General features: G+C 60.5%; 14 protein-coding genes. 9 read left to right on the plus strand and 5 right to left on the minus strand.

Annotation, left to right across the window (positions count from 1 at the left end):
- Position 1: 1 nt before the first annotated feature.
- The 3 genes from WS92_RS29385 to WS92_RS29395 form a co-directional block, all read right to left on the minus strand.
- A complete protein-coding gene (locus WS92_RS29385) occupies positions 2-2,077 on the minus strand; it encodes an N-6 DNA methylase (protein ID WP_059928527.1) in 2,076 nt (691 codons plus the stop codon).
- The gene (locus WS92_RS29390; RefSeq protein WP_082743472.1) at positions 2,074-3,867 is read right to left on the minus strand and encodes a DNA methyltransferase; all 1,794 of its coding nucleotides are present in this window, start codon (positions 3,865-3,867) and stop codon (positions 2,074-2,076) included. The genes WS92_RS29385 and WS92_RS29390 overlap by 4 nt, the downstream gene beginning before the upstream one ends.
- A 74-nt stretch (positions 3,868-3,941) precedes the next feature.
- On the minus strand, positions 3,942-4,175 hold the full coding sequence (locus WS92_RS29395) for a hypothetical protein (protein ID WP_059928524.1): 234 nt from the start codon (positions 4,173-4,175) through the stop codon (positions 3,942-3,944).
- A 291-nt stretch (positions 4,176-4,466) separates the two neighbouring features.
- On the opposite strand from WS92_RS29395, the gene WS92_RS37040 reads away from it, so the two are divergent.
- The 9 genes from WS92_RS37040 to WS92_RS29430 all read left to right on the plus strand — a co-directional run bounded on the left by WS92_RS37040 (position 4,467) and on the right by WS92_RS29430 (position 10,863).
- Complete coding sequence (locus WS92_RS37040) at positions 4,467-4,598, plus strand: hypothetical protein (protein WP_269435014.1); 132 nt, start codon at positions 4,467-4,469, stop codon at positions 4,596-4,598.
- Entirely contained in the window at positions 4,591-5,082 is a 492-nt protein-coding gene (locus WS92_RS36865; protein ID WP_231755847.1) for a hypothetical protein, read from the plus strand. The genes WS92_RS37040 and WS92_RS36865 overlap by 8 nt, the downstream gene beginning before the upstream one ends.
- Before the next feature lie 95 nt (positions 5,083-5,177).
- Positions 5,178-6,143: a DUF932 domain-containing protein gene (locus WS92_RS29400; protein WP_059928535.1), complete on the plus strand. Its 966-nt coding sequence runs from the start codon at positions 5,178-5,180 to the stop codon at positions 6,141-6,143.
- 73 nt (positions 6,144-6,216) lie between these two features.
- Positions 6,217-7,209: a YqaJ viral recombinase family nuclease gene (locus WS92_RS29405; protein WP_059928521.1), complete on the plus strand. Its 993-nt coding sequence runs from the start codon at positions 6,217-6,219 to the stop codon at positions 7,207-7,209.
- 69 nt (positions 7,210-7,278) lie between these two features.
- Entirely contained in the window at positions 7,279-8,196 is a 918-nt protein-coding gene (locus tag WS92_RS29410) for a recombination directionality factor (protein ID WP_059928518.1), read from the plus strand.
- Positions 8,193-9,164, plus strand: a complete 972-nt coding sequence (locus WS92_RS33835; RefSeq protein WP_082743471.1) for a hypothetical protein — start codon at positions 8,193-8,195, stop codon at positions 9,162-9,164. Before WS92_RS29410 ends, WS92_RS33835 begins: the two co-directional genes overlap by 4 nt.
- A gap of 466 nt (positions 9,165-9,630) precedes the next feature.
- The gene (locus WS92_RS29420; protein WP_059928532.1) at positions 9,631-10,014 is read left to right on the plus strand and encodes a hypothetical protein; all 384 of its coding nucleotides are present in this window, start codon (positions 9,631-9,633) and stop codon (positions 10,012-10,014) included.
- Positions 10,011-10,301 carry an SH3 domain-containing protein gene (locus WS92_RS29425; protein ID WP_059928513.1) on the plus strand — a complete coding sequence of 97 codons (291 nt, stop codon included), beginning with the start codon at positions 10,011-10,013 and terminating at the stop codon, positions 10,299-10,301. Before WS92_RS29420 ends, WS92_RS29425 begins: the two co-directional genes overlap by 4 nt.
- Positions 10,302-10,635: 334 nt before the next feature.
- On the plus strand, positions 10,636-10,863 hold the full coding sequence (locus tag WS92_RS29430) for a hypothetical protein (RefSeq protein ID WP_059928510.1): 228 nt from the start codon (positions 10,636-10,638) through the stop codon (positions 10,861-10,863).
- Positions 10,864-10,999: 136 nt separating this feature from the next.
- On the opposite strand, the gene WS92_RS29435 is transcribed toward WS92_RS29430, so the two are convergent.
- Together WS92_RS29435 and WS92_RS29440 are read right to left on the minus strand one after the other, a co-directional pair.
- Complete coding sequence (locus tag WS92_RS29435; protein ID WP_231755846.1) at positions 11,000-12,118, minus strand: DUF2130 domain-containing protein; 1,119 nt, start codon at positions 12,116-12,118, stop codon at positions 11,000-11,002.
- Positions 12,115-12,932, minus strand: a protein-coding gene (locus WS92_RS29440) for an IS5 family transposase (protein ID WP_096746671.1) whose coding sequence is annotated in 2 segments (ribosomal slippage) — positions 12,115-12,584 and positions 12,584-12,932 — 819 coding nt in all. Because the reading frame shifts where the segments join, the coding sequence is not laid out codon by codon here. The genes WS92_RS29435 and WS92_RS29440 overlap by 4 nt, the downstream gene beginning before the upstream one ends.
- Between the last annotated feature and the right edge of the window lie 69 nt (positions 12,933-13,001).

The following is a 13,001-nucleotide window of genomic DNA, read 5'->3' on the forward strand; positions in this document are numbered from 1 at the left end:
CTCAACATACGTTGTCCCCATCGTTTTCCCCTCGTTTTCTATTGTGCTTGGAGCGTCGCGCTTGCCCCGCGCGCGCGATCCGTCTTAGTTCAGCCGTGCTTGTCTCGTCACATTGCAACGCTTGCGCGACAATCTCGTCGATGACTGCCATTGTATCTTGCACGTCGTTGCCATCCGCCAGCCTTTCGCCGAGTTCGGACAACTTCCGCAACTGGACTTCGTCAAATGGCGGAACAGGGAGGCGGCGCAGGTGAGTCGCCTCCACTTTCAGGGCGCCGCCGCCCATCACCGCGCCGGAGCACTCAATCACCGCTTGCGCCCAAGCGCAGTTCATGAAGGCCAGAAGCGCCGGGGCCGCCCACTGCGACTTCTCCATGGTCCACATGGTCGAAAAGTTCGCATCGATTAGACACGCACGGGCTTCATTGAGGTAAGCCTTGGGCGTCGCCGAGTTCACGCGCGCGAGAAGTACATCAGGCATGTGACGAGGTGCGAAGTCCGGCAACATATACCAATGGCGAGCAGGCGCGCGGCGCGAAGCCGGCCGGATGTTAGGCGAGACCGCAGTAAGCTCCCAGATCTTTTGCGGTTTCTCGGACGTGCCAAAGTTCGCTTGCGCGGCGGCGTTGACGATCTTGGCTACATCCTCCGGTAGGAGCTCGTAGGGCGCGGACAATAAGTCGCCATCCCCTATGTCTTTGGGCAGCGCGTGACCTCTCAGGTCCAGCGCCCAGCCCTTTACATTGGCAGCCGAGACGACGAAGCCGGCCGGTAGCTCCGATTGGCGGCGCAGCGCGGGTTTCGCGATGGCAAGCGGGACTTTGGCGCTCAGTCCAACAAGGGGCCCCGAAAACGACAGCTCGACGTCCTCGCCATTCACCTTGCCGTCGGCGTAGAAGAAGCCATTGGCTCCGGTTCTGAGGCCTTGGCCAACGCGAACTCCTTGCGACTCGAAGCTCTCGAAGAGCGGCGCTAGTGTGCGCTGCGCAAGCCAATCGTGAATTTCGTGCGGGATGTAGACGCCTGCGGTGGTGTGAGCCTTCGTTTCACCCAAAGCGACGAACCACTTTTGGCGCGAGGCGGCCGCGACCACGTTCTTGCACGCCTGATTGACGAATACGGGGCGTGCGCGGACGAGCCCCGTAGTATGGGTCGATGCATTGCGAAGCCAAAGCCGCGCTTGCTTGGCAAAGCTTCTCTCAGCGCTTTTCGCTGGCAGCGCGATGCGGCCAATGGGGCTGTCCTGACTCGCGGCGGCGGCCGAGATCGTCATGTGGCAGTAGGTGGATTCCTCGGACTCGGAAAGAGCTGAGGCGCGGCGTTTTACCCGTTTAGCGATGATCAACGTTGTCTTGATCTGCGCGTCTTCGAACCACGATGCGTGCTCGTCCTCCACGACGAATTCCACGTCAAACCAACGAAACAGCAGGTAGTGCACGATGGTGGCATAGTCGCGGCTTAGCCACGATTGAGGGACGACTAGGGCCAGCCGGCCTCCTGGTTTCACCAAGGCCGCACAGAGCATCCACGAGGGCACGGCCAGGTCGGACAGGCCAGAATAGCCGCCGACCAGATGAGCGAACAGTCGCTTGTCTTCGGCGTCCAGCGCGGACATCAGGTCGAGCGCCCGAAGCAAATCCGTGCGGATCTGCATTGCGGAGGGCAGTTCATATGCAGCGTCGGCCTTGTCCGAGAAGGATTGGTAGCGGACATATGGGGGATTGGCGATCACCAAGTCCCACGATGTCGTTGGCAGCCGCGCGATTGTGTCCGGCGCGAAGGCGTTACCCAAGAGGCAATGAGCCTCTGGCAGGCGAGTAGTGCACGCCCCGTGAGCCGCCGCGTCGATCTCGATGCCTGCCAACAGTTCGGGCTTTGCGTTTATCTCCAGGCACGAGGCGAGTAAGTCGCCGGAACCGGCCATCGGATCCGCAATACTCTTAGCCTCATCCGCTAGGGCAAGCGCGGCAAGCAAACGCCCAAGGCCCACTCCAGTGAAGTATTGGCCCAGCCGTTTGCGCCTCTCCGCGTCGTCGAGGCCGGGCAAGTCGGGTGATGTGCTACGGGCCTGGTTCATGGCGCCGTGGCCTCTACGAGCCCTCGCCCTTCGGCACGCGCGAGCGCGTAGAACGTCTTGGCGTCCATGTCCACATCCCTGCCCAGTTCGAGGCAGCGGCCGACAAACTGTGAGTAGAGTCGCTGCGGGTCCACCTTTGAACCGTTGCGAGCGGTGCGGATGATTTCAGCGGCGATCTTGGAGTTAGACTTGGCCTTCACTCGTTCGGCGGGACGCTTCGACAAAAGCAACAGCGGATCGCCTTTCACCGAGACGGTCGACACGACTTGCTTGAAGCTCGCCTGGATCTTGTCGAGCACGCTCGCAGCTTCCACCGCGAAGCCTGCTTCCGAATAGGCTTGGGCGAGCGCGCGCCAGATTTCCGAATGCGCCGAGTGGAAGACCACTGTAGCCATGGCGTTGGGCTTGAGTACTCGCGCGATTTCCTTGAACACCGAGCCCATCATCGAGCCGTATTCGGCCACGCCCTTGGCTTGCGACGGGCTGACGATCACTTCCCGCGACCGATCGGTGGAGCGCCCTAACCAAAGCTCGTTGATTTGGTTAAGCTCGGCGTAGGGGATGTAATCGCCGAAAGGTGGATCTGTGAAGACGTAGTCCACCGAGCGGGCCCTGAGTGGCATCGCCTCGCTGCTAACATTGTGCACCGTCACGCGGCTTCGGCTGCCGTGCAGCAATCGGAACGAGTCGATGAACGCCTTCGATTTGCGACGCACGCCTTCGATGACGTTTTTCTCCACGGGCAGGCCGCTGATGTACAGGACTCCGCTTTGGGCGCTCGTGAGCACGAAGTCGCTCTGGCTCTTCTTGAGTACCACACGGGTCATGAGTGTCGAGTGGCTCGCGTTGTAGCTCAGGACTAAGAGCCGCAGCGCATCGCGCACGCTCTCAGGGAAGCCACAGACGAGCTCCATGAGCGTGGCCATCGCGATGAAGTTGCGCTTTGTATAGAAATGGTGAAGCTTATCTATGCCGAGGTGATAGCCTGCGCGACGCAGTTCGCCCCATCCGATATCGGCGTTGGGTGCTGACTTCGGTAGCTTTACTTTCGCGATCCGCGCGAGCAGCTCGCGGTCCTCGTCAGTCGGGGGTCTTTGCCACTTGGATGTCCCGCAGCGCCCATGCACACGTGCAAGAACGCGCTTCTTCGTGTGTTGTTTGCGCCCGAAGGCATCCCGTACGGTCTCAGTAGCTCGCTCGCAAGCTTCAACGGCCACTTGGTTGCGGCAGCCCCTGCAGCGAAACGAGTCGACCATTTCCAATGGCTTCGTCTTCACGCTGGCGTCCCACAGGGAAGTCTCTGTCTTGCAGTGGGGGCAAACCAGCACGTCCGACCAGATCGCATGGCGAAGCGTTCCCATCCTTCCCGTCGTGTCCTTCGCTTCAAAAAGCCAGCCAAGCTGGGCCTCCGCCTGTCGACAAAGCTCGTCGACGGCACCAGCGAACTCATCGGGGGCGGGGGGGTGACACATGGTCTGGGAGACGAAAGAACCCAACGTGCCGATCTCAAAGAGCTGCACACTGCGCGGGCCCCACTTCGGCTCCGCGCCCAAGCTCTCTGCGATTCGCTTCATTTCGGGCGTGGGTCGGTCGCAAAGGAGAGCGGCGAGCCCCGTAGTGCCGCTGCCCGCGAATGCGTCCAGCACGGTTGCTCCCGGATCGGTATGGGTGGCAATGTAGACGGCGATGGCTTCCGGCGAGATCTTCGTCGGATAAGAGAAGGCATTGTAGAGGGGGCCGGTGCGCGTGGATGGCAGCGGGGCCTTGTATAGCTTGGCGATCGAGCCCATGGTTGCTTGTGTCTTTGGTGTGTCGGCTTCTAGCCCAATGCTAGGGGTCTCGTTGATCACTTCTGGGTCTAGGTTCACGGCTGCTTGGTTCGTGGCGTTGGCGCACGGCGGCTGGCCGCACGGCGTCCGTGCGTGGGGCTCTGACTCGGAAGCGCAATCCCCTTGGCGTCACAGTAATCTGCGACCAGAACCTCAAGCATGTTGACCATGCTGCGCTGCTCATGATCGGCAGCCGCCTTCAAGGCGAGCTTGAAGGACGGCGAAACGCGCAGGTTCAGCGTGTCGCTTTTCACGTCGTCGAATTTCATAGTGCCACGCAATTGTCGGTGCAGTTGCGTTATGTTAACCGGCGGCAGGAAAGTGCGCTAGGGGCTGACGTGGAACAGCGTCGCTCGCGTTTAGTCCAAGCTGGTCGGTCTCCGGTGCGAGGGCGGCGCATCCGTCAGATTGGATATGCTTGCTTGATTCGTTAAGGCTAAGCGAGCCAGCTGCTTCCCCGAGTCAAAAATCTTTCAAACACATATCACTGCTCCGAGCACGGCAGCTGCCTGCCCGCTCCGCCCTCGCAATCCCGCGCTGGCGAACATACGGGAGCTGTGATGCCTACCTATCCTTCCCCAGTCGAATTTTTGATTGTCTTCGCTGTTGTTTTCAGTGCCGGCGTGCTCACGTCGATCGCCCTGCGCCAGTATGGCGACAAAATCCGGCGGGAGGCGACTGCTCATGCATGAACCGCGGTTCTACCCTCATCCTCGCGATCCATATGGCCCGGACGAAGCGTACCTGCACGAGCACGACGATGACGAATCGTTCGAGCAAGGTTTCGTCCCTCCGCATGGACAGCAGAGCCGTGCTCAACCCAACGCCCAATCAGGCGCGATCCCGTCGTGCCCGAAGTGCCAGTCTGATCGTATCGAAATGCGCCATCGAGCTCGCAAGACTGGCGGAGCAGTTGGTGCAGTCGCCGGCACGGCCAGCGGTATCGCATTAGCACTATCCGGCGCAGAGACTGGCGCAGCGGTCGGTGTGCTCGCCGGACCTGCCGGTGCTGTGTGCGGTGCCATTGCAGGCGCCGTGATCGCAGGCCTTATCGGCGGCACGGCAGGCTGCGCAACCGGTTCGGTGTTCGGCGAGGTGATCGACGACAAGGTGCTCGATAACTGCCGTTGCCACGTCTGTGGGCACACGTTCAGCCGCCACAAAGCATCTACCTGACCCGTAGTTTTTCCCTTCAGCAGCGCATTCCCCTCATTTTTCTCACATCTGCTCGGCTGCATGCCGGGCTTTATGCCGCTTACAAGGAGCTTTTCATGCATCTCGTCAAATCGATGGCCTATGTCGGTGAAACCCCGTGGCATGGCCTGGGCAATCAACTCTCTCCACGACAGCCAATTGAAGTTTGGCAAAAACAGGCGGGTATGGACTGGAACATCGAATCGGCCGAAGTCCGATACGTCTCCGGTGGTTCGAGCAATCTGGGGTCCATTCACGCGTTCCCCGAGCAGCGCGTCTTGTTCCGTTCAGATACGAAGGCGGCATTGAGCGTTGTTTCATCACGGTATCAGGTCGTCCAACCGAAAGACATTCTTGAGTTTTACCGCGACCTGACCGAAGTCAGCGGCTTCGAGCTGGAGACCGCGGGCGTTCTCAAGGACGGCAAGAAGCTCTGGGCACTCGCACGCACAGGCCAGTCCGTATTGCTCAAGGGTCGTGACGAAGTGAACGGCTACCTGCTTCTCGCTACCGCCTGCGACGGCACGCTCGCGACCACCGCACAGTTCACCAGTGTGCGCGTGGTCTGCTCGAACACGTTGCAGATCGCGCTTGGCGATTCGGCTGGCGCGGTGAAAGTACCGCACCGATCGCAGTTCGACGCGCAGGCGGTGAAGCGACAGCTCGGCATAGCTACCTCGTCGTGGCACGAGTTCATGGTCCGCATGCGCGCGCTCTCCGAACGCAAGGTCAGCGAGTCCGTGGCCGAGAAGTTCTTCCAGCGCGTGCTCACGTACCCGACCGGAGGGCCGAACATGCCGATGCCAGCGACGAACGATCGCGCGATCAAGGCAGTGCAATCGCTGTACGCCGGCCGTGGCATGGGTGCCACCTTGCCCTCGGCGTCCTCCACGGCATGGGGTCTTGTCAACAGCGTTACCGAGTTCGTCGACCATGCGCGCCGCGCGCGTAGCGAAGATCACCGGCGCGATGCCGCCTGGTTCGGCGCAGGCGCCACGTTGAAACAACGCGCATGGGACGAGGCGATGAAGCTGATCGCCTGACGCTCATGTCCATCACGTCATAAGCCCGGTCGGGATCGCTCCCGCCGGGCTTCTTTCATTATGGGAGGTGTATATGCCTTTGCCTGAATCCACGGGACATCGAAAGCGTCCCGCACTCCGGCTGGTCGAGACGAAAGACCTGTCTCGCGATGATTGGCTGGAGGTGAGAAAGAACGGGATCGGTGGCTCCGATGCAGCCGCAGCCGTAGGGCTTTCGCCGTACATGAGTCCACTCGAACTATGGCTGATCAAGACCGGGCGCGATGCCAATCTGCCCCACCCCGATCCGCAGGATACTAGCGAACCGATTTACTGGGGAACCCTGCTCGAACCCATCGTGGCCGCGTCGTACACGAAGCAGACGGGCAACAAGGTCAGGCGCGTCAATGCGGTGCTGCAATCTCCAACTGTTCCCTTCATGCTCGCCAATGTCGATCGGGAAGTCGTCGGCTGTCGCGACGTGCAACTGCTCGAATGCAAGACGGCTGGCGAATTCGGCGCAAGGCTGTGGCGCGACGGGGTACCCGAATACGTACAGATTCAGGTTGCGCACCAGCTCGCGGTCACAGGCAAACAGGCAGTCGATGTGGCCGTGCTGCTCTGCGGTCAAAAGCTCGAAGTGCATCGGATCAAGCGTGACGACGGGCTTATTGCCCGTCTGATCGAACTCGAAGCGGCATTCTGGCGGTTTGTCGAGACTGACACTCCGCCTCCTGCTGACGGTTCGGACTCCGCCGATCGCGCGCTGCGCTGCCTGTATCCGGGCACGGGCGGCACGGTCGACTTCACCGGCGACCGACACCTGTCGGCCACGTTCGCCGATCTCGTCGCCGTGCGAGCGGACATCGAGGCTCGTCAGCACGTCGAGGCGCAGCTCAAGCAGACCATTGTGCAGGCAATGGGGGAAGCCGATCAGGCGCAGTTCGAGACGGGTTCTGTCTCCTACCGGCGCAGCAGGGACAGTTCCGCCATCGATCTGAAACGCCTGCTTGCAGATTCCCCGCACCTAGCCACGCAATATGCGATCACGAAACCCGGCTCACGCCGGTTTCTCGTCTCGGTCTGATTTTCCGCTGTTCCTGCTGTTTGTCCTTCTTTCATTTTCCTCCCTCTGTATAGATACAGGAGAAGTCCCATGCTTAAGGGTTTAGCGATTACTCCGCCCGTCATCGGGCGGATCTCCATTGGTCGCGTCGTCGAGAAGAACGGCAAGCGGCTGCCGGAGAAGGATGACCAGTTCACGCTCACGTCCCAGGTACAGAATCGCGATGGCTGGATGCTGCATCCGTTGGACGCCGAGCTACGAAAACAGAATATCGGCAAGCTAAGATCCATTCCCGTGCGGTTTCTGTTCAACGATCCGGATCTCAATCTGCGTGCCGAGTATTCGTACTTCGATCGTCAAACCGGACGGCCCGTCTGCGTCGGCAACGGCGAAACCTGCCGCCGGGCGGGTGACGCCGGAATCGAAGAGTTGCCGTGCCCGTCGCCGGATGGCTGCGCGTTCGGCCAGGGCGGCCCCTGTAAGCCCTATGGCCGTTTGAATGTACTAATCGGCGACGAGGACGAGATGGGTTCGTTCATCTTCCGGACCACGTCGTTCAACAGCATTCGGACGCTTGCCGCCCGCCTGCATTACTTCAGCGCGGTATCGGGCAATCTGCTCGCCTGCCTGCCGCTGGAACTGAAGCTGCGCGGCAAGTCTACGACGCAGAGCTATCGCTCACCGATCTACTACGTGGATCTCGGCGTGCGATCCGGCAGCACGCTCGAAGCGGCGATCACGGAAGCGCGCGAGCTGGATGCGCATCGCCGTGCGGCGGGTTTCGATCAGGCGGCGCTCGATGCCGCCGCGCATGCCGGCTTCAATAACGGTGCATTCGAGGACAGTATCGAGGAGAGCGTCGCGGTCGCCGAAGAGTTCTACCCGCCCGAATCCAGCCGCGGCGACAACCACGGTGATGGTATTGCCGAACCGGAAATGACGCCTGCTTCTGGCCTGAGAGGCAAGCTCGAACAACGCGCCGCGTTACTCGGCGGGAAGGCCGCATGATCCGCGTCCGTCCAGCCCTGCTTCTCGCAGTCGCGGCGACGGGAACGGCCATCAGCATGTCCGTGCTCGCCGGCTGGCAACGCGGCGGGTGGCTCGCCGAGCGGCTGGTGTGGATGGCGATCGGTATCGTGCTCGTCGCTGGAGCGCACCTGCTGCCTGCACTGTGCCGGTCAGCTCCGCTCTGCGGGCGCGTGGTCGGTGCCGTGCTGTGGCTCGGGTGCATGGGGGCGGCGGCGTATGGGCATGCGACATTTTTTCTACTATCGCAGTTTCATGCAGGGGAACTTCGCGTATCGGCTATTCCAGTCGCCAGTATCCCGCCTCACCGGGAACTGACCGCCGTGATGGCTGACCGGGCATCGGTCATGGCGGCGCTGGAGCGTGCGGACGCACGGCGTTGTATCCGTGACTGCCCGACATGGCAGGCGCGTCGAACGTCACTCGCAGCCCGACTCGATGCGCTCGATACAGAAGCCGACGATATCCGTCGATATCAAACGATCGAAGACGGTAACGCCGAGCACCGCATGACTGCGCGTGACGATCCGGTCACGGCACGACTCGCGATGTTCTGCGGGATATCGCAAGCGCGACTGGATCTGTTCGCGGGGCTAGGTTTCGCTGCCGTACTCGAAGGGCTTGCCGGTCTGCTCTGGTGGGTCGCACTGGCTCCTCGGGTTCCTGAGTCACCCGTTACGGATCGTCACGGAATAGCGCACGACGTGATTGCCCGAACGGCCCCGGTGACGCCTCCCGCCCGGTCGCCTACGCCAATAGCCGTCCAGTCACCCGATCCGCAAGTCGTACCAGCGACCGTCACGCTCCCCGAATCCGACCTCGCACGGCTGCGGCATGATATCGAATCCGGGGCCGTCAAACCTACCGTCGCCGGTATCCGTCGGCACCTCGGCTGCTCTCAGGCTAGGGCCTCTGCCTTGCGCCGACAACTAGCCGATCTCACGACATAAGCCGGGCGCGTTCCGTGCCCGGTCTCTTTTCCATCACCAAACGATCACGTTATCCGGTTCATCCGGAGGCCCGTGCTCGCCCTTTATCTGGAGCAATCCATGCACGAAACGACATTCGTCCATCTACCGCCGCGCCTCTGTCCCGTGACAAAGGCACTCGGCGTCGTGGCCGGTATCACGGCCATCAGCTTCGCCGCCGCCTGGGCTTTCGAGCGGCGCCGCCAACGTGAGCTTGTCCGCGTCCTCGCCTCGATGCCCGGTGTCATCAGCCTCTTCCCGACACTCCGAGCGCACGGGGAGATGGTGCCCAGACATTTCGGTGTCGGCGTTCCGCTGAGGCCGAGCAACCACAGGCCGTAACTCCCAGGCCCGCTCGACCCGGCGCACGCCGCCGGGCTTCCTCTCATTTCCCACACGCATCCGGCTCGACCGGAGGGGCGTGCTCGTCCATTTTCAGGAGACTTCGATGTACCAACCTACCCGTCTCAAACCGCTGTTCCACCCTGGAAAACTTCTCGTCGCTCCGGCGGCCATCGAAGCATTGCGCTCGAACGGCGTGCCCGTTATCAGTGTCATGCTCCGCCACATTGCCGGTGATTGGGGCGTTGTGTCCGAAGACGACAAACGACAGAACGACGTGTCGATCGTCACCGGTCTGCGTCTGATCTCGATCTACCGCCTGCCCGACCAAACGCGAGTGCTAGTCATCACAGAGTGGAATCGCGCGCATACGACGATCGAACGGCTCGATGACGTCGTGCCTGGTAGCGACTCACGCCCGACTCAGCCGGTGAACCGTCACTATCCCGCCAGGCCGAAGGCCGACTACGTACTGGAGGGCCGCGCATGAGCTATACGAATAGCCCACGTTTTCCGATGGGGCGGCCCGTCATCACTCCTGCCGCTCAGGCCGCACTCGATGCCGCTGGCATTGAGGGTGTGCTGCTACTCGCGCGGCACATCCGTGGTGACTGGGGCGATCTGAGCGCAGAGGATCTTGTCTCGAACGAACTCGCCTTGTTGACAGGAAAACGGTTGCTGTCGAGCTACAACCTGCCGGACGGGACGGGGAAGGTGTGGATCATCACGGAGGCTGATCGCGCAGCTACAACTATCCTGCTTCCCGACGAGTATTGATCGAAGACCCAAGTGTTTGGGCGAATCTAGCATGCCGCATTCGGCTGGGTTCGACCCATAGCGGACCGTTGTTTTCTTGTTTTCAAGGCCGACACTCGAACAGACACCTCCCCCTTCCGGAGGAAAGACAGATGAGTTGTTCGCACTTCCCATCTGGGTTCTTCAAAACGTAGTGCCAACCCTTGGCTAGTTCCGAACGGGGAAGTCCCTTTCATTAGGCTCCTTTCCGCCGCGTCTACCCACTTGCGAGCTGCTTCTAAATCCACCTTGTTCTCCAAAGGAGAGGTGAGTACCATTCAAAAGCCATAAATCGCAACAAGCGGGGAGAAACGCGATGGAACGTTACGCAAACCGTGGGGGTGACTCGAATGTTGTCGCCTATGAGATCGAACAGTCTTCGATCAAGGTGCAATTCGGGGATGGGTCCATCTATCTCTATACGAGTCAGAGCGCCGGCTCTGCGAACCTTGAACAAATGAAGCAATTGGCTATCGCTGGACAAGGTCTAAATAGCTTTATTGGCAGGGTCGTTCGCAAAGGCTACGCCGCAAAGCTCAGGTAATGAATGCTTCGAGGGCGCGTTCAGTAACACTGCAAACGCGGTCCCTTCGCGCCCACGTGAACGAGTTGTTCAAGCGGACGCCAGCGGCACGCAGCCGTTGGCGCCCTGACCCGGCTCATCCTGCTTCGGAAGAAGCCTAATTCTTGAGTTCGGCGAACTTGGCCGCCATCGTTGGGTTGCCCCGAGTCAGCTTCTTGATCGTCACGTCCTGTGCCTTATCGTTCGCGAGACGAAGGTTCCGATCGGTGCCAAGCAGAGCGTCCTTCGTCTTCTGTAGATGGTCGATCGACTTGTCGATCTCATCGATTGCCGTTTGGAAGCGCCTGGAGGCCAGATCGTAGTTCTTCGCGAATGCTGTCTTGAAGGTCCCGAGGTCGGCCTCAAAGTGCGTGATGTCTATGTTCTGCGCCTTAACAAGTGCCAACTCCGACTTGTACTTGAGTGAGTTCATCGCGGCGTTCCGCAGAAGCGTAATGATTGGAAGAAAAAACTGCGGTCGAACGACGTACATCTTCGGGTACCGGTGAAACATGTCGACGATCCCAGTGTTGTAAAGCTCGCTATCGGGTTCGAGCAGAGAAACCAGCACCGCATATTCGCACCCCTTCTCGGTACGATCCTTGTCGAGCTCCTTCAGAAAGTCCTCGTTCTTGCTCTTCGTGGCAGTTCGATCGCTCTCGTTTTTCATTTCGAACATGATCGAAACGATCTCGGTGCCGGCCTCATCGGAGTCACGAAAGATATAGTCGCCCTTGCTTCCAGTCCGCGCGTCGTTGTCCTTCTCGAAATATGCCCTCGGAAACGCCGTCGCGCGAATGCGATTGAACTCGGTTTCGCAGTGCTGCTCGAGGGTTTCACCAACCATCTTGGTCGACAGGCGAGCCTTCATGTCCCGGAGGCGCTCGATCGCGTCATCGCGATCCTTGATCTGTGTTTCGTACTTGTCTTTGAGCGATTTCTCTGCGAGCTGCATCTCAAGCTCCGCTCGTTCGAGGCCGCTCTTTAGTTCGTCACGTTCCTTCTCGACTGCACTGAGTGCCTCGGTGATGGCAAGCTTCTGCGCAACCTCGATAGCTCCAAGTTTGGCCTTCAGGTCCTGGATCTCAGCGTCCTTCGTAGCGGCGGCGCTCTGCAATTCGCTCATAAGCCTCACCTCGGCTAGCTTGGAAGCGGCTTCCTTGTCGAGCTTCGCTCGCTCAAGTTCGTTCGCGAGCGCGTCACGCTCTTTTTCCACCGCGCTTAGAGACGGTTTCATAAAGACTGCTGGGCTCGCCGCAGGGTATTCCAGCAGATCAGGCAGCAGCCGAGTTTGAGGAACGCTTCGTGAATGTCGGCGCGACGTTCAAAGCGAATACGTAGACGGCGGAAATGATGCAGCCAAGCATGAGTACGTTCGACGACCCAACGGACTTTTCCAAGGCCACTACCGTGCGGCTGACCGCGCCGCGCGATGCTGGTGGGGATGTTGCGCTCGTGAAGGATGCGTCGGTATTTGTCGTGGTCGTAACCACGGTCGGCGTAGACGCGGGCAGGACGGCTCAGAGGCCGTCCACGCACGCCGCCGATCGGCACAATGGCCTCGATCAGCGGAACCAGTTGGGTGACGTCGTTACGATTGGCGCCGGTCAGGATTGCCGCGATCGGCGTTCCGTTGGCGTCGGTGGCGATGTGGTGCTTCGACCCGGGTCGAGCTCGATCGGTGGGGTTCGGGCCAGTTTTTCGCCCGCCCCAACCGCACGAATCAACGATGAGTCGACGACCACACGGGAGAAGTCGATCTTCTCGGCTGCTCGCAGTTTCGCCAGCAGCACCGCGTGCAGTCGATCCCACACACCGGCTTGCTGCCAATCGCGCAGCCTGCGCCAACAACTTACGCCTGAGCCGCATCCCATTTCGGACGGTAAGTCGCGCCAACGAATGCCCGTCTTCAGCACAAAAAGGATGCCCGTCAAAGCCGCACGGTCCGCTACCGGCTTGCGACCGGGGTACTTGAAGCGGCGCGGCTTTGGCGGAGGTAGCAGTGCTTCGATCAGTGCCCACAGTTCGTCATCAATGATTGGCTTACCCATCTCCTTGGCCCGTCTGTCACGACGGCCAAGGTTAACAGGATGCTGAAAAAGTTAACAGCCCCTTGGACT

The sequence above is a fragment of the Burkholderia sp. MSMB1588 genome (assembly GCF_001546925.1).
Classification (GTDB): Bacteria; Pseudomonadota; Gammaproteobacteria; order Burkholderiales; family Burkholderiaceae; genus Burkholderia; species Burkholderia humptydooensis.

Excerpts from the sequence above, each read along its gene's own strand:
- WS92_RS29420 (WP_059928532.1), top strand. The coding sequence starts at position 9,631 with ATGTACCAACCTACCCGTCTCAAACCGCTGTTCCACCCTGGAAAACTT.
- WS92_RS29405 (WP_059928521.1), top strand. The coding sequence starts at position 6,217 with ATGCCTTTGCCTGAATCCACGGGACATCGAAAGCGTCCCGCACTCCGG.
- WS92_RS36865 (WP_231755847.1), top strand. The coding sequence starts at position 4,591 with ATGCATGAACCGCGGTTCTACCCTCATCCTCGCGATCCATATGGCCCG.
- WS92_RS29395 (WP_059928524.1), bottom strand. The coding sequence starts at position 4,175 with ATGAAATTCGACGACGTGAAAAGCGACACGCTGAACCTGCGCGTTTCG.
- WS92_RS29390 (WP_082743472.1), bottom strand. The coding sequence starts at position 3,867 with ATGGGCTCGATCGCCAAGCTATACAAGGCCCCGCTGCCATCCACGCGC.
- WS92_RS29435 (WP_231755846.1), bottom strand. The coding sequence starts at position 12,118 with ATGAAACCGTCTCTAAGCGCGGTGGAAAAAGAGCGTGACGCGCTCGCG.
- WS92_RS29430 (WP_059928510.1), top strand. The coding sequence starts at position 10,636 with ATGGAACGTTACGCAAACCGTGGGGGTGACTCGAATGTTGTCGCCTAT.
- WS92_RS29400 (WP_059928535.1), top strand. The coding sequence starts at position 5,178 with ATGCATCTCGTCAAATCGATGGCCTATGTCGGTGAAACCCCGTGGCAT.
- WS92_RS29425 (WP_059928513.1), top strand. The coding sequence starts at position 10,011 with ATGAGCTATACGAATAGCCCACGTTTTCCGATGGGGCGGCCCGTCATC.
- WS92_RS29385 (WP_059928527.1), bottom strand. The coding sequence starts at position 2,077 with ATGAACCAGGCCCGTAGCACATCACCCGACTTGCCCGGCCTCGACGAC.
- WS92_RS37040 (WP_269435014.1), top strand. The coding sequence starts at position 4,467 with ATGCCTACCTATCCTTCCCCAGTCGAATTTTTGATTGTCTTCGCTGTT.
- WS92_RS33835 (WP_082743471.1), top strand. The coding sequence starts at position 8,193 with ATGATCCGCGTCCGTCCAGCCCTGCTTCTCGCAGTCGCGGCGACGGGA.
- WS92_RS29410 (WP_059928518.1), top strand. The coding sequence starts at position 7,279 with ATGCTTAAGGGTTTAGCGATTACTCCGCCCGTCATCGGGCGGATCTCC.